We start from the raw sequence: 21,592 nt of genomic DNA on the forward strand, positions 1-21,592 counted from the left end.
GGTGCCGGACCCCTTCCTGCCGTCGGCCTGCTCCGGACCCTCAACCGGAGAAGCCGACGTGCGCGAGCCGCAGCGGGCCGCGCAGCCCGAGGTGCAGATCCTGCACGCCGTCGGCGGCGAAGGGCGCCTCGACGGTGACGTAGTCGTACGGCCCCGCCGTGGGCGTCCCGAGCGTCAGCACGGCGGTGGACCCCCCGCCTCCCAGCGACAGCTCGACCGTGCCCCGCCCGGCCACCGTCACCGTCGCCCCGGTCGTCCCGGTCCCGAAGTCGCAGGCCCGGTAGACCAGTTCGCCCGAGCCCCCGCCGACCGGCGTCACCGCGTCGCCCGCCACCCTGGTCAGATCGACGATCTCGGTACCGCTCTGCTCGTCGAAGTCGGCGGCCGGCACCCCGAGCCGGCGGGCCGGACGGGCCACGGCCGCCTCACCGTCGAGCACGAGCGTCCCGCGCAGCCGGACGTCCTCGCTGGAGCCGCCGACCAGCAGGTCGTACGGGCCCGGCTCCACCCGCCAGCCCCTGCGTGCCATGTCCCAGAACGCGAAAGCGGAGAGCGGGACGTCGAAGGCCACGGCCGCCGTCGCACCGGGCGCGAGCGTGATCCGGCGGTGGTCGAGCAGCTCGCGGCGCGGCCGGGGCACCGACGGGTCCACGGCCCGGGTGTAGAGCTGGGCCACCTCGTCGGCGGCCATGTCCCCGGTGTTGGTGACCGAGAAGGCGATCCGCGCCCGTTCCCCCGCCTCGTCCAGCTCCACCTTCAGGTCGGCGTAGGAGAAGGAGGCGTACGACAGCCCGTGCCCGAAGGGGAAGAGCGGCCTGCCCTCGAAGTACAGATAGGTCTGGCGGGAGCCGATCACGTCGTAGTCCAGCAGATCGGGGAGATCGGCGTCGTCGGCGTACCAGGTCTGGGGGAGCCGGCCGGCGGGGGAGACGTCACCGGCCAGCACCCGGGCGAGGGCCGTGCCGCCGGCCTGTCCGCCGTGCGCCGTCCACAGCACCGCGCCGAGGCGGCCGGGCTCCACCGCGTACGGGTACGCCGACACCAGCGCCAGCACCGTCCGCACGCCCGAGGCCCGGGCGGCCGCCAGGATGCGCTCCTGGTGGGCGGGCAGGGCCAGGGTCGTACGGTCCTCGGTCTCACGGCCGCCCACATGCGGGTCGTTGCCCGCCACGACCACCACGACGTCCGCCCGGCCCGCGGCCCGCGCCACCGCGTCCTCACCGCGCTCGACCACGACCACCTCGAAGACCGCGGCCTCGGTGCCGTCCCCGGCAACCCGGACGCCGTCGGCGGTGACACACACCGGGCGGTCCGTTCCCAGGTGCCGCAGGAGGTGACCGTCCACGTGGGGCTCCAGCCGGAACGTCTCCTGCACGATCCAGCCGCCCGGCTGGTCGGCGGAGGCGCGCAGCAGACCGTCCTCGGCGACCGAGAGGTACCGGCCGTCGGGAGCGCGCAGGGTCAGCACCCCCGCGCCCCAGTCGACGAGGGCGAGTTCCGTGCCGGTGTCGTCCACGGTCAGCGGCGGCAGGTCGGTGCGGCCCGCGAGCAGCGCCGGGTCCAGGGCGCCCGCGGCGCCGCGCACCTCGTCGGCGGCCTCGGGCGCGGCCGGGACCTTCAGGAACGTACCCGCGGAGGTCCTCAGGCGGACCCGGTCCACGCCCTCCGCGAACTCGACGCGCTCCGCGCCGAACCGCTCGTACAGCCCCTCCAGCGGGGTGGAGCGGTGGATCAGGGTGCCGCTGTACCAGTCGAGCTTGCACTCGTCGGCGAGCAGGCCCACGACCGCGATCCGGGTGTCGGCCGCCAACGGCAGGACCCCGTCGTTGCGCAGCAGGACGATCGCCTGCTCGGCGGCCTCCCGGGCGAGTGCGCGATGGGCCGGGGTGTCGAACTCCCCGGTGTCCGCGTGCGGGTCGACGTCCGGGTCGAACTCGCCCAGCCGGAAACGCACCGAGAGCTGACGGCGGATCGCCGTGTCGAGGTCCGCCTCCGTCAGCAGACCCCGCTCCAGCGCCCCCCGGATCCGCCCGACGATCTTCGTGCGGTCGGTGCCGTGGTCGGTGAAGCTGTCCACGCCCGCCCGGAGCGCGGCCGCCGTCGCCTCCTCGTGGGTGTCGAAGTAGTGCTCGGAGTCGACCAGGTTGGAGGGGGCTCCCGCGTCCGAGCAGACGAGCAGCTCCTCGTCCGTCCAGGTGCGCAGCTCCTCGCGCAGGTACGGGGAGACGTGGTTGGGGCGGCCGTTGACCAGGTTGTAGGCCGGCATCACCCCGGCCACCGCACCGGCCTCGACGGTCTCCTTGAAGGCGCGCAGATCGTACTCGTGCAGCACGCGCGGGCGGATCGAGGAGGAGGTGACGTCCCGGCCCGTCTCGTTGTTGTGGGCCAGCCAGTGCTTGAGGACCGGGGCCGTGCGCCAGAACGTCGGGTGGTCGCCGCGCAGACCGCGGGTGTACGCGGTGGCGATCGCCGAGGTCAGCTTCGGGTCCTCGGAGTAGCCCTCCTCGTTGCGGCCCCACAGGGGGTGGCGCAGCAGGTTGACCGTGGGCGACCACACGTTCAGGCCCACGCGGTCGTCGTGGGCACGCATCGCCCGGACCTCCTTGGACACCGCCTCGCCGACCCGCCGTACGAGATCCGTGTTCCAGGTCGCCCCGAGTCCGACGGCCTGCGGGAACACCGTCGCCGGCCCCCTCCACGCCACACCGTGCAGGGCCTCCTGGCCGGTGCGGAACGCGGCGACGCCGAGCCGCGCCACGGCGGGCCCGAACTGGTGCAGGAAGGCGACCTTCTCGTCCGGGGTGAGACGCGCCAGCAGATCGTCGATGCGCTTCGCGAACGGCAGCTGCGGATCGCGGAAAGGCGGCGGGGGCGGCGGGAGTGCGGTCACGTGGAATCCCTTTGCGGGGGAGCGGGGAGGACGCTTTCGAAGCGCTTCGATGCTCATTCGAGGCGCGAGTGGGTGTCAAGGGCACCTCACGGTTATTTCAAGCAGGACATGAGAACAGGTCACCTCGCCTCCCTCCGAGGAATGTTGGGAGCGACCCTTGTGCGCCCCCGGGTGTTCACTTAACCTCGCAGCAACATCGAAGCGCTTCGACTGGACATTCTCCGTGACAGGGGTCGGAGGATCCGCTTCGGCTCAGCCAGTTCCACTCGAGACACCACAGCCGACGGCCACCGCCGGGTGTCCTGGTGCGCCACGAAGGGTTGACGCAATGACGCCGAACGCCGCTTCCGCCTCTTCCGGCTCTTCCGCCTCTTCCGGCTCCTCCGGCCCGAGCCGGAGAAGCTTCCTCGCCTCCACGGCGGTCGCCACCGCAGCGGTCGCGGGAGGGCTGCCGCTCCTCTCCGCCTGCGGCGCTTCGGACAGCGGCTCGCGCGACGGCACCACCTCCGGCAAGGACGCCAAGAAGATCCTGCCGACGTACGTGGCCCGCAACGTCGTGACGCCCGACATCCCCTCCAAGAACGGCTCCCCGGTCGGCTTCACCAGCAAGCTCGATCTGGCGACCCTGAAGACCTCGGTGCCGAAGAAGCTCGGCAAGGGCGGCAAGGTCACCGTCATGTCGCCGTTCTGGGGCTCCCCTCCCAAGGGCGACAACGCCTACTACACCGGGATGAACGACCTCATCGGCGTGGACGTCGTCTGGCAGAACCAGGACGGCAACACCTACGACCAGAAGCTCGGCGCGGTCCTCGCCTCCAGCGACGTACCGGACGTGGTGGTCGTCCCCGGCTGGAACATGAACGGCAAGATACCCAGCGCGATCATCAGCAAGTTCGCCGACCTCGGCCCCTACCTCTCCGGCGACGCGGTCAAGGACTACCCGAACCTCGCCGCCATCCCCACGGACGCCTGGCAGCGCTCCATCTTCGGCGGCAAGCTGCGCGGCCTGCCGATGCCCCAGTCGTACGTCACCGGCATCGTGCCCCTCTACCGCAAGGACATCTTCGACAAGGAGGGGTACGCGTTACCGCGCTCGGCGGACGAGTTCCTGGCCCTGGCCAAGGAGATCACCAACGCCAAGGCCAAGCGGTGGGCCTGTCTGGACATGAAGTGGACCGCCTGGCAGATGTTCGGCGTGTTCTCCGGCAGCGAGAAGCCGCTGGGCTGGAACCTCGTCGACGGCAAGCTGATCAACCGCATCGAGACCGACGAGTACCTAGAGGCCTTGGAGTGGACCCGCAAGCTCTTCGCCGCGGGCGTGGTGCACCCCGACGGCAAGCTCGGCAAGACGGCGCCCGACCCCGGCCCCAAGTTCGCGGCCGGCGAGTTCCTCATCTACTCCAACAACATCAGCCAGTGGTGGGGGCGCACCGCCGAACAGGCCACCCAGAACCCGGAGTTCAAGATCTGGGGCATGGACGTCTACGGCCACGACGGCGGTGACCCGTCCCTGTGGGCCGAACAGCCCGCCGGCATCTTCGCCTTCGTCAACAAGAAGGCGTCCGAGTCGGTCGTCCGTGACGTGCTGGCCGTCGCCAACGTCACCGCCGCGCCGTACGGCACCAAGGAGTACATGATGACCAACTACGGCGTGGAGGGCACCCACTACACCGTCAAGGACGGCGTCCCGGTCAAGACCGACCAGGGCAACAACGAGGTCCTCAACGCCTATGTCATGGTCGCCAGCCCCGCGGCCACCCTGGCGCACCCCGACTTCCCCGAGGTCACCAAGGCGCAGGTCGAGTGGCAGCAGCGCATGGGCGGCTTCACCAAGAAGTCCTCCTTCTTCGGCATGCAGATCACCGAGCCCGCCCGCTACACCAACCTCTCCAACGACTTCGAGCAGCTCGAGGACGACATCACCCGCGGCCGCAAGAAGATCAGCGACATGCAGCAGGCCGTCTCCGACTGGAAGAGCAAGGGCGGCGACGCCCTGCGCGACTGGTACAAGAAGCTGCTCGACGACAACGGCACGGCGACGAGCTGAATCCGGCACCGAGGCAAGGAGAACGGCCGTGTCCCACAGCACGGTGCCTCGCAGCGGGACCGAGGCAGAGAAGACGGCGAGGACCGCGGTGGCGTCGGGTGACGTCACCGGCTCCCGGGAGAAGCCCTCCGCGGGGAGACGGAGCCTGCGCCTGCGGTTCCGACGCGACCGCGTCCTGCTCCTGATGACCCTGCCGGCCGTCGCGCTGGTCCTGCTCTTCAACTACGTGCCGATCCTGGGCAACATCGTCGCGTTCCAGGACTACGACCCGTACCTCAGCGACAACGGCATCGTCTCCATGCTGCACAGCCCCTGGGTGGGCCTGGAGAACTTCCGGCGCATCGTCGAGGACTCCGCGTTCCGCGGCGCGGTGACCAACACCCTCGTGCTGTTCTTCCTCCAGCTGGTGCTGTACTTCCCGATCCCCATCCTCCTCGCGCTGCTCATCAACAGCGTGGTCAGACCGCGGGTGCGGGCGCTGTCGCAGGCGATCCTCTACCTGCCGCACTTCTTCTCGTGGGTGCTGGTCATCGCGGTGTTCCAGCAGCTCTTCGGCGGCGCGGGCATCCTCTCCCAACTGCTGCGCCGGCACGGCTACGACGGTCTCGACATCATGACCGACCCCGAGACCTTCAAGTACCTGATCACCGCAGAGAGCGTGTGGAAGGACGCCGGCTGGGGGATCATCGTCTTCCTCGCCGCGCTGTCCTCCGTCCCGACGGACCTGTACGAGGCCGCCGCGATGGACGGCGCCGGACGCCTGCGCCGCATGTGGCACGTGACGCTGCCGGCGCTGCGCCCGGTGATCGCGCTGCTGCTGGTGCTGCGCGTCGGCGACGCGCTGACCGTGGGCTTCGAACAGATCCTGCTCCAGCGCGACGCCGTGGGACCGGGCGCCTCGGAGGTCCTCGACACCTTCGTCTGGTGGAACGGCGTGCGCAACCAGGACTTCGGCTACGCGGCCGCCGCCGGGCTGGTCAAGGGCGTCGTCAGCCTCGGGCTGGTCCTCGCCGCGAACAAGGTGGCCCATCTCATGGGCGAGCAGGGGGTGTACAAGAAATGAGCACGGTGCTCGAGAGGAAGACCCGTCCCTGGTCCGCCCCGCCCCGGCCGGCCTGGGAGGAGGAGCCCAGCAGGGCGGGGGCGGCGGGCAAGGGGCTGGTCCTCGCGCTGGCCTGCCTCGGGATCCTCTTCCCGATCTGGATCGTCGTCGTCACCAGCCTGTCCTCCCGCCGGACCATCGACCGGGCGGGCGGGCTGGTGATGATCCCCAAGGGCATCACCTTCGTCGCCTACCGGGAGCTGCTGAGCGGCGGGCAGGTGACGCGGGCCGCGGTGATCAGCGTCCTCGTCACCCTGGTCGGCACCCTGTTCTCGATGTCGGTGTCCGTCCTGTGCGCCTACGGCCTCTCGCGCTCGGGCTCACTGGGACACCGCTGGCTGCTGCTGCTCCTGCTGGCCACGATGTTCTTCAGCGCCGGTCTCATTCCGACGTACCTGCTGGTCCAGTCGCTCGGCCTGACCGACACCTACCTGGCGCTGATCCTGCCCAGCGCGGTCAGCGTCTTCAACATCCTCGTCCTGCGGGGCTTCTTCATGGGCATCTCGCAGGAACTGATCGACAGCGCCCGGATCGACGGGGCCGGGGACGTCCGGATCCTCTGGCAGATCGTCATGCCGCTGTCGCGGGCGGTGCTGGCGGTCATCACGCTGTTCTACGCGGTGGGGTACTGGAGCGCCTGGTTCAACGCCTCCCTCTACCTCAACGACCAGGACATGATGCCGCTCCAGAACGTCATGATCCAGCTGGTGCAGAAGCAGGAGGCGCCGGTGGGGCTGGGGCAGGCCATCAAGACCGGTGAGCTGTCGGGGCTGGCCGTGCAGATGGCGGTGATGGTGATGGCGTTGCTGCCGGTGGCCGTCCTGTCCCCGTTCGTCCAGAAGCACTTCAAGAAGGGGATGCTGACGGGGGCGGTCAAGGGCTGAGCCCCGGATGCGGGTGCGTGGGGGCTGATCGCGCAGTTCCCCGCGCCCCTGAAAACCCTACGGAGCTGCGGGCAGTCGTGCCGCTGGGGCGGCACGGGTGGGCGCAGCGGCACCCCGCAAGCGCGGGCGAGCGAAACCCACCCCCCCAGCACCCCACGTCCGCCCCTACGACTCCCCGAGGTCCCCCCATGCACGTCACCCGCCGCACCGTCCTGGCCGGCACCGGCTTCGTCACCGTCGTCCTCTTCCACCGTTCCTGAAGACTGAGCGGGAGTGAGTCCTGTTCGCCGACCAGGCACAGTACCTTCTCGTCCCCGGAGGTCAGGCCCTTGAGCCGGGTGCGGATCGCGACCCCCGAGGGGCCGGGCACCACGAACGGCGCCGCCACCTCCCGCAGCCCACCCATCCCACTCACCCCCGACCCGGTGTCGCAGAAATCCGTCACCACATCCAACGACCACCATCCGCGAAGGTCAGGCATTCGATGCGAGAACTCCCGTTCCTCACCCGGGGACATGCCCCCGCCACCGCCCGGAGACTCACTCAGACTCGCCAGAACGCTCTCAACTGCCCTCAACCGCCTCCTGCTCACAGCACATCCGCCTGTGGCCCCGCCTACGCCCGCACGGACATCACCGCCGTCCACCGCTCCGACGACACCGCGAAGACCTGGGTGCGCATCAACGACGACCACCACCGGTGGGGCCGGACCGGCGAGGTCATTGTCGGTGATCCGCGGGTGTGCGGCCGGGTCTACCTCGCCACCAACGGACGGGGCATCCAGTACGGCGAGCCCGTCCGGTGAGCACGGGCGGCAGGCCGACCCTCGCCGACGCCACCCGGGGCCGCGTCCTCTTCGGCGGCGACTACAACCCCGAGCAGTGGCCCGAGGAGACCTGGCCCGAGGACGCCCGGCTGATGCGCGAGGCGGGCGTCACCTCCGTCACCGTCGGCGTCTTCTCCTGGGCCACGCTGGAACCCCGGCCCGGGGCCCGTGAGTTCGGGTGGCTCGACCGGGTCATGGACCTGCTGCACGCGCACGGCGTCGGGGTCGTCCTCGCCACCCCCACCTCCTCCCCGCCGCCCTGGCTCGGCCGGCTCCACCCGGACTCCCTGCCCGTCACCGAGGACGGCCGGACCGAGTGGTGGGGCGGCCGGCAGCACTTCTCCCACTCCAGCGCCGCCTACCGCAGCCACGCCGCCGCCATCACCGAGGCCCTCGCCGCCCGCTACGCCGGCCACCCCGCCCTGACCATGTGGCACATCAGCAACGAGTACTGCACGGCCGACTTCGGCGACGAGGCGGCCGCCCGCTTCCGCCGCTGGCTGCGCGCGAGGTACGGCACCCTGGACGCGCTCAACACCGCCTGGGGCACCGCCTTCTGGAGCCAGGGCCACCACAGCTGGGACACCGTCCTGCCGCCCCGCACCCCGCACTACCTGAAGAACCCGACCCAGGTGCTCGACTTCCGGCGCTTCACCTCCGACATGCTCCTGGAGTGTTACACCGCCGAGCGGGACATCGTCGCCCGGCACACCCCGCACATCCCGGTCACCACCAACTTCATGCCGCTGTTCCCCGGACAGGACGGCTGGCGCTGGGCGGAGGAGGAGGACGTCGTCTCCGTCGACCTCTACCCCGACCCCAGGGACCCGCTCGGCGCGCAGCACGGCGCCCTCGTGCAGGACCTCACCCGCTCCCAGGCGCGCGGCCCCTGGATGCTGATGGAACAGGCGGCCGGCCCCGTCAACTGGCGTGGGGTGAACCACCCCAAGCCGCGCGGCCTCAACCGCCTGTGGTCCTTCCAGGCCGTCGCCCGGGGCGCGGACGCCGTCTGCTACTTCCAGTGGCGCCAGTCCCGCCAGGGCGCCGAGAAGTTCCACTCCGGCATGCTCGGCCACGCGGGGGAGCGGGGCCGCACCTTCCAGGAGGTCAAACGGCTCGGCGCCGAACTCGCCGCGATCGGCCCCGCGGTGGCCGGCAGCCACCTGCACGCCGACATCGCGATCCTCCACGACTGGCACGCCTGGTGGGCCTCCGCCCAGGAGGGCCGCCCCTCCGCCCACGTCGACCACGCGGCCGTCCTGCACGCCTGGCACCGCGCCCTGTGGGAGGCCGGGTTCGCCACCGACTTCGCCCACCCCGAGCACGACCTCACCCGCTACCGGCTCGTGGTCGTCCCCCAGCTCTACGCGCTGACCGACCCGGCCGTCGAGAACCTGCTCGCCCACGTCCGGGCCGGCGGCACCCTGGTCTCGGGCTTCCTCACCGGGGTCGCCGACGAGGACGACCGGATCCGCCCCGGCGGCATGGATCCCCGGCTGCGCGACCTGTTCGGCATCCGCGTCCTGCACGAATGGTGGCCGCTGGAGCCGGGGGAGACCGTCGCCTGCGAGGGCTTCCTCGGGACCCTGTGGTCGGAGGAGCTGGAGGCCGAGCCCGGCGCGGTCGAGGCCCGCTACACCGGCGGCGGCGAGCTGGACGGCTTCCCCGCCGTCCTGCGCCGCGACCGCGCCTGGTACGTCTCCACCCTCCCGGAGCCCGCCGCCCTGCGCGCGCTGACGGCCCGCATCGCCGCCGCGGCCGGGGTCCGCCCGGTCCTCGACGGGCTCCCCGACCGGGTCGAGGCCGTGCGCCGCGGTGAGCTGCTGTTCCTCCTCAACCACCGCCGTGAGCCGGTCACCGTCGACGTCCCCGGCACCCACACCGACCTGCTCACCGGAGAGAAGCTCAGGGGGCGGGTACTCCTGGACCGCCACGGCGTGATGGTGTTGCGCCCATGACGGTCACGCACGGCTCCTGGGAGCCGACCCCCGCCGCCCGCTGGGAGGACGCCTTCCTCAGCGGCAACGGCCACCACGGCACCCTCGCGTTCGGCGATCCGGACGACGACCGGGTCATCGTCACCCATCACACCCTGGTCCGCCCCAACGGCTCCGAACACGCCCGCCCGCCCGAGCTGGCCGCGGACCTCCCGGCTCTCCAGGACCGGTTGCTCGCCGGCGACCTCACGGCCGCGGAGTCCTTCACCGACCACCGCCCCCTCCTGTGGGTCCAGCCCTTCCACCCCGCCTTCCAGATCCGGCTGCGCCGGTCCGCCCCGGTCACGCCGGCCGAACCGCCCCGCTACCGCCGCGGCGTCGACTTCACGACCGGCGAGACCACGGCCACCTGCGGGGACTGGACCAGCAAGGTCTTCGTCTCCCGCGCCGACGACGTGATCGTCCAGCACGTCACCGCCCGTGACCTGGACATCTCCCTCGACCACCGGCTCCCCGGCGCGCCCGCCGGCCTCGCCGTCGGCCACGAAGAGGCCCTCACCCCGGGCGGCGCCCTGCTCACCCTGCGCGTCCGCTACCCCGACAGCGACCGCGCCTACACCGGGGTCACCCTCGTCGCCGTCACCGGCGGCAGCGCCTCCCTCACCCCTGCCGGGGTGCGGATCACCGGCGCCGCGTCCGTCCTCCTCCTCACCCGGGTGCGCCGCCACACCGGCGACCTCGACGTCACCGCGGAGCAGCGCGCCCTGGCCGCCCTCCCGGACACCTACGAGGACCTCCTCGACCGGCATCTCGCCCTGCACCGCACCGCCTACGAACGCGTCAGCCTCGATCTGCGCGCCGACCCCGACGAGCGCGCCCTCCCCGGCTCCGAGCTGCTCAAACACCCCCGCAGCACGGCACTCCTCGAGCGCCTCTTCGCCGCCGGCCGCTACCACCTGCTGTCCTCGTCCGGCCACAACCCGCCCCGCCTGACGGGCCTGTGGACCGGCGACTGGGACACCGCCTGGTCCGGCGCGTTCACCAACGACGCCAACCTCAACCTCCAGACCTCCTCAGCCGCGGCCGCGGCCCTCCCCGAGGTCACCGACGCGCTCGCCTCCCTGATCCACCGGCAGCTCGACGACTGGCGGGAGAACGCCCGCGCGGTCTTCGGCGCCCGGGGCGTGGTCGCGCCCGCCCACACCGACGGCGAGTCCGGGCTGACGTACCACTTCGAACGCGAGTACCCGCTGCACCTGTGGACGGCCGGCGCCGACTGGCTGCTCAAGCCCCTCGTCGACCACGACGAGACCCGGGGCGCCCACGACCCGCGCACCACCGCCGCCCTCGCCGAGGTCGCCCGCTTCTACGAGGACTTCCTCACCCGCACCGACCCCGCCGACCCCGACGGGCCCCTCGTCGTCGTGCCCTCCTACTCGCCGGAGAACCGGCCCGCGAACGCGAGCTGGGGCGCGCTGAACGCCGCCATGGACCTCTCGGCGGCCCGGCACGCGCTGCTCACCGCCGCCGACCGCCACCCGGCCGAGGCCGCCCGCTGGCGCGCCCTGGCCGACCGCCTCCCCCCGCACCGGGTCAACGCCGACGGCGCCCTCGCCGAGTGGGCGAGGCCGGGCCTCGACGACAGCTACGACCACCGCCACCTCAGCCACCTCTACGGAGTCTGGCCGCTCGACGAGATCACCCCGTACGACACCCCGGAGCTCGCGGCCGCCGCCCACCGCGCGCTCGTCCTGCGCGGCGCCGAGAACGACTCCGCGCACGGCCACCTCCACCACGCCCTGATCGCTGCCCGGCTGCGCGACGGCCGGCACGTCGCCCACGCCCTCGACCAGGTGCTGGACGGCGACTTCTTCCACGCCTCCCTGATGAGCGCCCACTACCCCCACCGCGACGTCTACAACGCGGACGCCGCGCACACCCTGCCCGGCGTGCTGATCGAGGCCCTCGTGCACTCCACCCCCGACCGGCTGGTGCTCTTCCCGGCCCGCCCGTCCGCGCTCCCGGCAGGCGAACTGCGGGGCATCCGCACCCGTTTCGGCGCCGGACTCGACCTCTCCTGGGGGCCCGGCGGCGCCACGGCGGTCCTCCGGCCCACGCGCAGCCTCCGCATCGACGTCCGGACTTCCGCAGGCGACGCCCAACCGCTCGACCTCGTCGCCGGCGAAGAACACGTCCTCACCACGGGGACGTGGTAACTCCGCGCACCTCCCCCCACCCATGGAAGGGACACCATGGCACCACGCACGCTCGGCAGGGTCGCCAAGGCCCTGATCGCCCCCACCCTGGCCCTCGGCGCGACCGTCGCCCTCGCCTCCGCCCCCGCCTCGGCCGCCGTCTGGAGCACCTGCGACCAGTGGGGCAACACCAGCCTGAACGGCTACACGCTCTACAACAACATCTGGGGCTCCGGCGCCGGCAGCCAGTGCGTCTGGGCCAACTCCGGCACCAACTGGGGGGTCCGCGCCAACCACCCCAACACCGGCGGCGTCAAGTCCTACCCCGACGCCAAGAAGGTGATCAACAAGTCGATCACCTCCCTCCGCTCGCTCTCCAGCAGCTACAACGTCACGGTCCCCTCGTCCGGCGCGTACAACACGTCGTACGACATCTGGGACACCGACCACGACTACGAGATCATGCTCTGGGTCAACTACCACGGCGCCGTCGGTCCCCTCGGCACCTCCCAGGGCAACGTCACCCTCGGCGGCCACACCTGGACCGTCTACAAGGGCACCAACGGCGCGAACGCGGTGTTCTCGTTCCTGCGCACCTCGGACTCGTCGTCCGGCACCGTGAACATCCTGCCGATCCTGAAGTGGATCAAGGACACCAAGGGCTGGTTCGGCAACGAGACCATCGGTGACGTGCAGTTCGGGTACGAGATCACCTCGTCCTTGGGCGGCCTCGACTTCGTCACCAACAACCTGACCGTCAGCAGCAGCTGACGGACCGGCGGGCCGGGGCCGGCGCCGGGGCACTCACGCCCGGCCGACCTCGGCCCGCAGCACGCCGCCCACCTCACCAACTCCCCTTGGCGGCAGAGAGGTTCGGGTGTCACGACGCTGATTCGGCAACCGGCAGCCGCACCCCGTCGCGCAGGAACAGCGGGATCCGGTCCAGCGGCGCGTCGACCGTCACGGACCCGCCGCCCTCGTACGCCTCACCCGTCCACGCGTCCGTCCAGCGCGCCCCCGCCGGAAGGTACGCCGTGCGCTCCCTGGCCCCCGCCTCCAGCACCGGGGCGACCAGCAGGTCCCGGCCGAACAGGTAGGAGTCGTCGACCGACCAGGCCGCCGGGTCGTCCGGGAACTCCAGGAACAGCGGCCGCATCGGCGGCAGCCCCTCCTCGTGGGCCTCCCGCATGACGTCGAGGACGTACGGCTTGAGCCGCTCGCGCAGCCGCAGGTACTTCTCCAGGACCGTGCCCGCCTCCTCGCCGTACGACCACACCTCGTTCGGGCCACCGGTCATGTCCGGCCCGAGCGGCATGCCCGGGTCGCGGAACCCGTGCAGCCGCATCAGCGGGGACAGCGCGCCGAACTGGAACCAGCGGACCATCACCTCGCGGTACGCCGGGTCGTCCGGGTCGCCGCCGTGGAAGCCGCCGATGTCCGTGTTCCACCAGGGGATGCCCGACAGCGCGGTGTTGAGGCCGGCCGCGATCTGCCGGCGCAGGGTCGGGAAGTCGGTGCCGATGTCACCCGACCACAGGGCCGCGCCCCAGCGCTGACTGCCCGCCCACGCCGACCGGTTGAGCGTGAGGACCTCCTCGCCCTCGGCGCGCAGGCCCTCGTAGAAGGTACGGGCGTTCTCCGCCGGGTAGAGGTTGCCGACCTCCAGGCCGGGGCCCGCCCAGTAGCGCAGGTTCTCCTGGAAGCCCGGCTTCAGCTCGGGCTCGCAGGCGTCCAGCCAGAAGGCCGTGATGCCGTACGGCGCCAGGTAGTTGTCCCGGACGCGTGACCACACGAACTCCCGGGCCTCCGGGTTCGTCGCGTCGTAGAACGCCACCTGGACCGTGGAGGCGACCTCCTTGTCCGGCCAGTCGGCGTGCGCCAGCGGCCCGTACTGGGTGCCGATGAAGTGGCCGCGCTGCTCCATCAGCCGGTGGTTCTCGCTCAGCGGCGACACCGAAGGCCACACGCTCACCACCAGCTTGATGCCCAGCTCCGCCAACTCCCGCACCAGCCCTGCCGGGTCGGGCCACTCCGTCAGGTCGAACGTCCAGTCCCCGAGGTGTGTCCAGTGGAAGAAGTCGCAGACGATCGCGGAGATCGGCAGACCCCGGCGCTTGTACTCGCGGGCCACGGCGAGGAGTTCGTCCTGGGTGCGGTAGCGCAGCTTGCACTGCCAGAAACCCGCCGCCCACTCCGGCAGCATCGGCGTGCGGCCCGTCACGGCGCTGTAGCGGCGCTGCCCGTCGGCCGGGGTGCCCGCCGTGATCCAGTAGTCGATCTGCCGGGCGGAGTCGGCCACCCAGCGGGTGCCGTTGCCGGCCAGCTCCACCCGGCCGATCGCCGGGTTGTTCCACAGCAGGGTGTAGCCGCGGCTGGACGACAGCACCGGGATGCCGACCTCGGCGTTGCGCTGGACCAGGTCCAGGACCAGTCCCTTCTGGTCGAAGCGCCCGTGCTGGTGCTGGCCGAGCCCGTACAGCTTCTCGTCCTCGTACGCGGCGAACCGCTGCTCCAGCCGGTGGTACCCGTTGCCGACGGCCGTGTAGAGCCGCGGGCCGGGCCACCAGAAGTGGGCGCGCTCCTCGGCCAGCACCTCGCCGCCGTCGCCGGTGCGCAGGAAGCGGATCAGGCCCTCGGCGTCGACCTCGACGGTGAGCCCGCCGACGGTCAGCACCCCCCGCCCGTCCTCGGTCTTGACCGTGTACGGCGTCGGCGGCGCCGCGTCCAGCAGGGCGCCCGGCAGTCCGTCGAGCACGGGACCGCCGAGCCGGGCGCGGACCCGGACCGCGTCCGGCCCCCAGGGCTCGATCCGGAGGGTCTCCTGGCGGCCGCTCCACTCCAGCGCCCCGTCCCGCTCCCGGAAGGTGCCGACGGTGGGGGAGGACTGCGCGAGGCTGACCGTGCCGTGACTGGTCCGGTTTTCGGCAGGCTGATTCACGAGGGGCTCCTGTGCTCCTGGAGGAGTGCGGACATGGGGGTGTCCTGGCGTGGCACAACGGGGAGGGGAGAGCGGGGGAGACCTCAGTGCGCGGCCGGGCCGGTGCTCGCCCGGACCGTCAACTCCGGTTCGATCAGCACGACGTCGTCCGTCCCCCGGTCGTCGAGCTTGGCCACGAGACGCTCCACGGCGTGCCGGCCCATCTCCTGGGCGGGGATGGCGACCGAGGTCAGCCGCACCGAGGCCTGGACGGCGACCTGCTCGGGGCAGATCGCGACCACGGAGACGTCCTCGGGGACGGCCCGGCCCTGCTGGCGCAGCAGGGCGAGCAGCGGTTCGACCGCCGACTCGTTCTGCACGACGAACCCGGTCGTGCCCGGGCGTTCGTCCAGGATCCGGGCGAGGGTCACGGCCATCGCGTCGTACCCGCCCTCACAGGGGCGGTGCAGCAGCCGTACCCCCGTCTCCCGGGCGCGGGAGCGCAGTCCGTCGAGCGTGCGCTCGGCGAAGCCGGTGTGCCGCTCGTACACCGCGGGCGCCTCGCCGATGACGGCGACGTCGCGGTGGCCGAGCGCGGCCAGATGCTCCACGCACAGGGCGCCGGTCGCCGTGAAGTCGAGGTCGACGCAGGTCAGACCGGTGGTGTCGGCGGGCAGTCCGATCAGGACCGAGGGCCGGTCCGTCTGCCGCAGCAGCGGCAGCCGTTCGTCGTCGAGCTGGACGTCCATCAGGATCATGGCGTCGGCGAGCCCGCTGCCGGTGACCCGCCGCACCGCGTCGGGGCCCTCCTCGCCGGTGAGCAGCAGCACGTCGTAGCCGTGGGTGCGGGCCGTGGTGGCCACCGCGATGGCGATCTCCATCATCACCGGCACGTACATGTCGGTGCGCAGCGGGATCATCAGCGCGATGATGTTCGACCTGCTGCTGGCCAGCGCCCGCGCGCCCGCGTTCGGGTGGTAGCCCAGCTCGCGGATGCTCTGCTCGACCCGCTGCCGGGTGGTCGTGGAGATGGACCGCTTGCCACTGAGGACATAGCTCACCGTGCTCGCCGAGACTCCGGCGTGCTGGGCGACCTCGGCGAGGGTGACCATCCAGCTCTCCCAGCTTTGTGAAGCGCTTCGACAGTGCGCAGGGTGTACATGACGGTGTGAGGGTGGTTCGACAGTAGCTCCAGCGGAGGTGGGTGTCCATAGGATGTCGAAGCGCTTCGACAAGCTTCGGCAACGCGTCGCGAGCGCCACGTGAAGCGCGAGTGCGGCGTCTTTCCGCCCCGCGGCTGCGGGAGGACGGCCCGGACGGCTTCCCCGGGCACTCGTACGGCCCAAGCCCCGCGCCGGGGTCCCGCGGTGCACGGCCGGTCCGGACACCGGGCCGTCCGCCGTCGCCCCGGGGCCGGGACGGGCCCGCGGGGGCACGCGAAGGGTGGCGGGGTCGTCCCGGATCGGGTACCAACGATCGAGTAGCACCCATCGGTAACCGATGTGGTCCATGATCCCGATTCGCGGCGAGGTGAGCCTCTTGTCCGCACCACCCCTGAAGAAACCCACCGTCACCGAGCGTGAGGCACGCCAGGTGGCGGAGGCCGCCCGGGAACAGGACTGGCGCAAGCCCAGCTTCGCCAAGGAACTGTTCCTGGGCCGGTTCCGGCTGGACCTGATCCACCCCCATCCGCTCCCCACCGACGAGGCCGTCCGGCGCGGCGAGCAGTTCCTCACCAAGCTCCGCGCGTTCTGCGAGACGCGGATCGACGGGGCGCTGATCGAGCGCGAGGCCCGGATCCCCGACGAGGTCGTCAGCGGCCTCAAGGAACTCGGCGCCCTCGGCATGAAGATCGACCCCAAGTACGGCGGTCTCGGCCTCACCCAGGTGTACTACAACAAGGCGCTGGCCCTGGTCGGCTCGGCCAGCCCCGCCGTCGGCGTGCTGCTCTCGGCCCACCAGTCGATCGGCGCCCCGCAGCCGCTGAAGATGTTCGGCACCCCCGAGCAGAAGCAGGCCTTCCTGCCGCGCTGCGCCACCACGGCGATCAGCGCCTTCCTGCTCACCGAGCCGGACGTCGGCTCCGACCCGGCCCGCCTCGCCACCAGCGCGGTGCCCGACGGCGACGACTACGTCCTCGACGGCGTCAAGCTGTGGACGACCAACGGCGTCGTCGCCGACCTCCTGGTCGTGATGGCCCGCGTCCCGAAGAGCGAGGGCCACCCCGGCGGCATCTCCGCCTTCGTCGTGGAGAGCGACTCGCCCGGCATCACCGTGGAGAACCGCAACGCGTTCATGGGCCTGCGCGGCATCGAGAACGGCGTCACCCGCTTCCACCGGGTCCGCGTCCCCGCCGCGAACCGCATCGGCCCCGAGGGCTCCGGCCTCAAGATCGCCCTCACCACCCTCAACACCGGCCGGCTCTCCCTGCCCGCGTCCTGCGTCGCCGCCGGCAAGTGGTCGCTGAAGATCGCCCGCGAGTGGTCCACCGCCCGCGAGCAGTGGGGCAAGCCGATCGCCGACCACGAGGCCGTCGGCTCGAAGATCAGCTTCATCGCCGCCACCACCTTCGCCCTGGAGGCGGTTCTCGACCTGTCGTCCCAGATGGCCGACGAGGACCGCAACGACATCCGCATCGAGGGCGCGCTGGCCAAGCTCTTCGCCTCCGAGATGGGCTGGCGGATGGCCGACGAACTCATCCAGATCCGCGGCGGCCGCGGCTTCGAGACGGCCGACTCGCTCAGGGCCCGCGGCGAACGGGCGGTCCCCGCCGAACAGCTCCTGCGCGACCTGCGCATCAACCGCATCTTCGAGGGCTCCACCGAGATCATGCACCTCCTCATCGCCCGCGAGGCCGTCGACGCCCACCTCTCCGTCGCCGGCGACCTCATCGACCCCGAGAAGTCCCTCCAGGACAAGGCCAGGGCGGGCGCCAACGCCGGCGTCTTCTACGCCAAGTGGCTCCCGAAGCTGGTCGCCGGACCGGGCCAGCTGCCGTCGTCGTACACCGGCTTCAAGTACGGCGGCGTCGACCTCTCCGCGCATCTGCGGTTCGTCGAACGGCACGCCCGCAAGCTCGCCCGCTCCACCTTCTACGCCATGTCCCGCTGGCAGGGCCGGATGGAGACCAAGCAGGGCTTCCTCGGCCGGATCGTCGACATCGGCGCGGAACTCTTCGCGATGAGCGCGGCCTGCGTGCGCGCCGAACTGCTGCGCACCCGCGGCGAACACGGCCGGGAGGCCTACCGCCTGGCCGACGCCTTCTGCCGCCAGTCCCGGCTGCGCGTCGACGACCTCTTCACCCGCCTGTGGAGCAACACCGACGACGTCGACCGCAAGGTCGTCAAGGACGTCCTCGCGGGCGCCCACACCTGGCTGGAGGAGGGTGTGATCGACCCCTCGGGCGACGGCCCGTGGATCGCCGACACCACACCGGGACCCAGCGAACGGGAGAACGTCCACCGCCGCATCCCGTGACGGACCCGGAGCCCGGACGGCCGGCCGCCCACGCGGCCGGTCGTCCGGGTCGTCCTGGTGTGCGGACACCGTCCGGTCCCGGTGACCCATGGGCCTGACGGATCGCGGGCCAGGCAACAATGGGGGGATGAGCGTTCCAGCCCCCCTCGCCGACCCTCATCTCGTCTACGACCCCGTCGCGGGCGACGGCCCCAAGGACGTGGTGATCCTCGGCGCCACCGGATCGATCGGCACCCAGGCCGTCGACCTCGTGCTGCGCAACCCCGACCGGTTCCGGGTCACCGGCCTGTCCGCCAACGGCGGCCGGGTCGCCCTCCTGGCCGAGCAGGCCCGCCGGCTGCGGGTGCGGACCGTCGCGGTCGCCCGCGAGGACGCCGTCCCCGCCCTGCGCGAGGCGCTCGCCGCCGCGTACGGTGCCTCGGAGCCACTCCCCGAGATCCTCGCGGGACCGGACGCCGCCACGCTTCTCGCCGCCTCCGACTGCCACACCGTCCTCAACGGCATCACGGGCTCCATCGGCCTCGCGCCCACCCTCGCCGCCCTGGAGGCGGGCCGCACCCTCGCGCTCGCCAACAAGGAGTCGCTCATCGTCGGCGGCCCGCTGGTCAAGGCGCTCGCCAAGCCCGGCCAGATCATCCCGGTCGACTCCGAGCACGCCGCCCTCTTCCAGGCCCTCGCCGCCGGCACCCGCGCCGACGTCCGCAAGCTGGTCGTCACCGCCTCCGGCGGTCCCTTCCGCGGCCGCACCCGGGCCGAGCTGGCGCACGTCACCGTCCAGGACGCCCTCGCCCACCCCACCTGGTCGATGGGCCCGGTCATCACGATCAACTCCGCGACCCTCGTCAACAAGGGACTGGAGGTCATCGAGGCCCACCTCCTCTACGACATTCCCTTCTCGCGGATTGAGGTGGTCGTGCACCCGCAGTCGTATGTCCACTCGATGGTTGAGTTCACGGACGGATCCACACTGGCCCAGGCGACGCCCCCCGACATGCGCGGGCCCATCGCCATCGGCCTCGGCTGGCCGCAGCGCGTCCCCGACGCCGCGCCCGCCTTCGACTGGAGCACGGCGTCGACCTGGGAGTTCTTCCCGCTCGACAACGAGGCCTTCCCCTCGGTGAACCTCGCCCGGCACGTGGGCGAGCTCGCCGGGACGGCCCCGGCGGTGTTCAATGCCGCCAACGAGGAGTGTGTGGAGGCCTTCCGCACCGGCGCACTGCCGTTCAACGGGATCATGGAGACCGTGACCAGGGTCGTCGAGGAACACGGCACCCCGGCCACGGGAACTTCACTCACCGTGTCGGACGTCCTCGAAGCGGAGACCTGGGCACGCGCCCGGGCACAGGAACTGACGGCGCAGACGGCGGAGGCCCGTGCATGACGACCCTGATGTTCATCCTCGGGATTCTGGTCTTCTTCGTGGGCCTGCTCTTCTCGATCGCCTGGCACGAGCTGGGCCACCTGTCCACGGCGAAGATGTTCGGCATCCGCGTGCCCCAGTACATGGTCGGCTTCGGCCCGACCCTCTGGTCGCGCCGGAAGGGCGACACCGAGTACGGCATCAAGGCCATCCCGCTCGGCGGCTACATCCGCATGATCGGCATGTTCCCGCCCGGTGAGGACGGCCGGGTCACCGCCCGCTCCACCTCGCCCTGGCGCGGCATGATCGAGGACGCCCGCTCGGCCGCCTTCGAGGAGCTCCAGCCCGGCGACGAGCAGCGCATGTTCTACACGCGCAAGCCGTGGAAGCGCGTCATCGTCATGTTCGCCGGCCCCTTCATGAACCTGATCCTCGCGGTCGGCCTGTTCCTCACCGTGCTCATGGGCTTCGGCATCCAGCAGGAGACCACCAACGTCGCCTCCGTCTCGCCCTGCGTCATCGCGCAGAGCGAGAACCGCGACACCTGCAAGAGCACCGACAAGCCCTCCCCGGCCGAGGCGGCGGGACTGAAGAAGGGCGACAAGATCGTCTCCTTCGACGGCGTCTCCACCGCCAAGTGGGACACGCTCTCCGACCTCATCCGCGACAGCGCCGGCAAGACCGTGGCGATCGTCGTCGAACGCGGCGGCAAGGACGTCACCCTGCACGCCACCATCGCCACCAACCAGGTCGCGAAGAAGGACTCCAGCGGTGCCTACGTCCAGGGCCAGTACGTCAAGGCCGGCTTCCTCGGCTTCAGCGCCGCCACCGGCGTCGTCAAGCAGGACTTCGGCGACTCCGTGACCTGGATGACCGACCACGTCGGCGACGCGGTCGACTCCCTCGTCGCCCTGCCCGGCAAGATCCCCGCCCTGTGGAACGCGACCTTCGGCGACGCCCCCCGCGAGCCCGACTCCCCGATGGGCATCGTCGGCGCGGCCCGCGTCACCGGTGAGATCGCCACCCTGGACATCCCCGCCTCGCAGCAACTGGCGATGGCCGTGTTCGTGGTCGCCGGCTTCAACCTCTCCCTGTTCCTGTTCAACATGCTCCCGCTGCTCCCGCTCGACGGCGGGCACATCGCGGGCGCCCTGTGGGAGTCGCTGCGCCGCACCGTGGCGCGCGTGCTGCGCCGCCCGGACCCGGGCCCGTTCGACGTGGCGAAGCTGATGCCCGTGGCGTACGTGGTGGCCGGCATCTTCGTCTGCTTCACGATCCTGGTGCTGATCGCGGACGTCGTTAACCCGGTGCGCATCTCCTAGCCGGCATCCGTTCGCGGCGGCCCGGGACCCTGTGTCCCGGGCCGCCTTCCATCGAGTGGGTTTGGCGGCCCGGGATGTGCTCGCGCCCGGGCCCGTGCCGTAATCTCACAACCTGGAAACCCGCCATCGACGGGACCTGGACCTTGATCCACGACTTGGGGTTGCACAGCAGATGACTGCGATTTCTCTCGGCATGCCGTCCGTTCCGACCAGGGTTGCCGAGCGCCGGAAGAGCCGGCAGATCCAGGTGGGCTCGGTCGCGGTGGGCGGTGACGCCCCGGTCTCGGTCCAGTCCATGACGACGACGCGTACGTCGGACATCGGTGCGACGCTCCAGCAGATCGCCGAGCTGACCGCGTCGGGCTGCCAGATCGTCCGGGTGGCCTGCCCCACCCAGGACGACGCCGACGCGCTGGCGACGATCGCGCGGAAGTCGCAGATCCCGGTGATCGCGGACATCCACTTCCAGCCGAAGTACGTGTTCGCGGCGATCGAGGCGGGCTGTGCCGCGGTGCGGGTGAACCCGGGCAACATCAAGCAGTTCGACGACAAGGTGCGCGAGATCGCCAGGGCGGCGAAGGACCACGGCACCCCGATCCGCATCGGCGTCAACGCGGGCTCGCTGGACCGCCGCC

Annotated in this window: 14 protein-coding genes; 11 read left to right on the top strand and 3 right to left on the bottom strand. The window is 71.5% G+C overall.

Going from position 1 to position 21,592, the window contains the following annotated elements; translation table 11 throughout:
* Nucleotides 1-40: 40 nt before the first annotated feature.
* Nucleotides 41-2,890 carry a glycoside hydrolase family 3 C-terminal domain-containing protein gene (locus AQJ58_RS34990; protein ID WP_067257594.1) on the bottom strand — a complete coding sequence of 950 codons (2,850 nt, stop codon included), beginning with the start codon at nt 2,888-2,890 and terminating at the stop codon, nt 41-43.
* Between the two features lie 328 nt (nt 2,891-3,218).
* Between AQJ58_RS34990 and AQJ58_RS34995 the strand changes: the two genes are divergently transcribed.
* The 7 genes from AQJ58_RS34995 (at nt 3,219) to AQJ58_RS35020 (ending at nt 12,652) form a co-directional block, all read left to right on the top strand.
* On the top strand, nt 3,219-4,937 hold the full coding sequence (locus AQJ58_RS34995) for an extracellular solute-binding protein (protein ID WP_067257597.1): 1,719 nt from the start codon (nt 3,219-3,221) through the stop codon (nt 4,935-4,937).
* Between the two features lie 28 nt (nt 4,938-4,965).
* The gene (locus AQJ58_RS35000) at nt 4,966-6,000 is read left to right on the top strand and encodes an ABC transporter permease (RefSeq protein WP_067257599.1); all 1,035 of its coding nucleotides are present in this window, start codon (nt 4,966-4,968) and stop codon (nt 5,998-6,000) included.
* On the top strand, nt 5,997-6,923 hold the full coding sequence (locus AQJ58_RS35005; RefSeq protein ID WP_067257603.1) for a carbohydrate ABC transporter permease: 927 nt from the start codon (nt 5,997-5,999) through the stop codon (nt 6,921-6,923). Before AQJ58_RS35000 ends, AQJ58_RS35005 begins: the two co-directional genes overlap by 4 nt.
* Nucleotides 6,924-7,407: 484 nt before the next feature.
* A complete protein-coding gene (locus AQJ58_RS41890) occupies nt 7,408-7,728 on the top strand; it encodes a hypothetical protein (RefSeq protein WP_079079418.1) in 321 nt (106 codons plus the stop codon).
* Nucleotides 7,725-9,707, top strand: coding sequence for a beta-galactosidase (locus AQJ58_RS35010; RefSeq protein WP_067257605.1), 1,983 nt, complete (start codon nt 7,725-7,727; stop codon nt 9,705-9,707). The genes AQJ58_RS41890 and AQJ58_RS35010 overlap by 4 nt, the downstream gene beginning before the upstream one ends.
* On the top strand, nt 9,704-11,902 hold the full coding sequence (locus tag AQJ58_RS35015) for a glycosyl hydrolase family 95 catalytic domain-containing protein (protein ID WP_067257607.1): 2,199 nt from the start codon (nt 9,704-9,706) through the stop codon (nt 11,900-11,902). The genes AQJ58_RS35010 and AQJ58_RS35015 overlap by 4 nt, the downstream gene beginning before the upstream one ends.
* Nucleotides 11,903-11,938: 36 nt before the next feature.
* Nucleotides 11,939-12,652: a glycoside hydrolase family 12 protein gene (locus AQJ58_RS35020; RefSeq protein ID WP_067257608.1), complete on the top strand. Its 714-nt coding sequence runs from the start codon at nt 11,939-11,941 to the stop codon at nt 12,650-12,652.
* Between the two features lie 109 nt (nt 12,653-12,761).
* On the opposite strand, the gene AQJ58_RS35025 is transcribed toward AQJ58_RS35020, so the two are convergent.
* A complete protein-coding gene (locus tag AQJ58_RS35025; protein WP_067257610.1) occupies nt 12,762-14,819 on the bottom strand; it encodes a glycoside hydrolase family 31 protein in 2,058 nt (685 codons plus the stop codon).
* A gap of 83 nt (nt 14,820-14,902) precedes the next feature.
* Nucleotides 14,903-15,910 carry a LacI family DNA-binding transcriptional regulator gene (locus AQJ58_RS35030; protein WP_067257613.1) on the bottom strand — a complete coding sequence of 336 codons (1,008 nt, stop codon included), beginning with the start codon at nt 15,908-15,910 and terminating at the stop codon, nt 14,903-14,905.
* Nucleotides 15,911-16,298: 388 nt separating this feature from the next.
* Between AQJ58_RS35030 and AQJ58_RS35035 the strand changes: the two genes are divergently transcribed.
* From AQJ58_RS35035 to AQJ58_RS35050, 4 genes are all read left to right on the top strand, one after another.
* On the top strand, nt 16,299-18,275 hold the full coding sequence (locus AQJ58_RS35035) for an acyl-CoA dehydrogenase family protein (protein ID WP_199844758.1): 1,977 nt from the start codon (nt 16,299-16,301) through the stop codon (nt 18,273-18,275).
* Nucleotides 18,276-18,402: 127 nt separating this feature from the next.
* Nucleotides 18,403-19,656 (top strand): 1-deoxy-D-xylulose-5-phosphate reductoisomerase, encoded by a 1,254-nt coding sequence (dxr, locus tag AQJ58_RS35040; protein WP_067257615.1) that lies wholly within the window; start codon nt 18,403-18,405, stop codon nt 19,654-19,656.
* Entirely contained in the window at nt 19,653-20,957 is a 1,305-nt protein-coding gene (locus tag AQJ58_RS35045; RefSeq protein WP_067257618.1) for a M50 family metallopeptidase, read from the top strand. Before dxr ends, AQJ58_RS35045 begins: the two co-directional genes overlap by 4 nt.
* Before the next feature lie 172 nt (nt 20,958-21,129).
* On the top strand, nt 21,130-21,592 hold a 463-nt coding region (locus AQJ58_RS35050), incomplete at its 3' end, for a flavodoxin-dependent (E)-4-hydroxy-3-methylbut-2-enyl-diphosphate synthase (protein ID WP_159056367.1).

Source organism: Streptomyces sp. DSM 15324, from assembly GCF_001514285.1.
Taxonomy (GTDB): domain Bacteria; phylum Actinomycetota; class Actinomycetes; order Streptomycetales; family Streptomycetaceae; genus Streptomyces.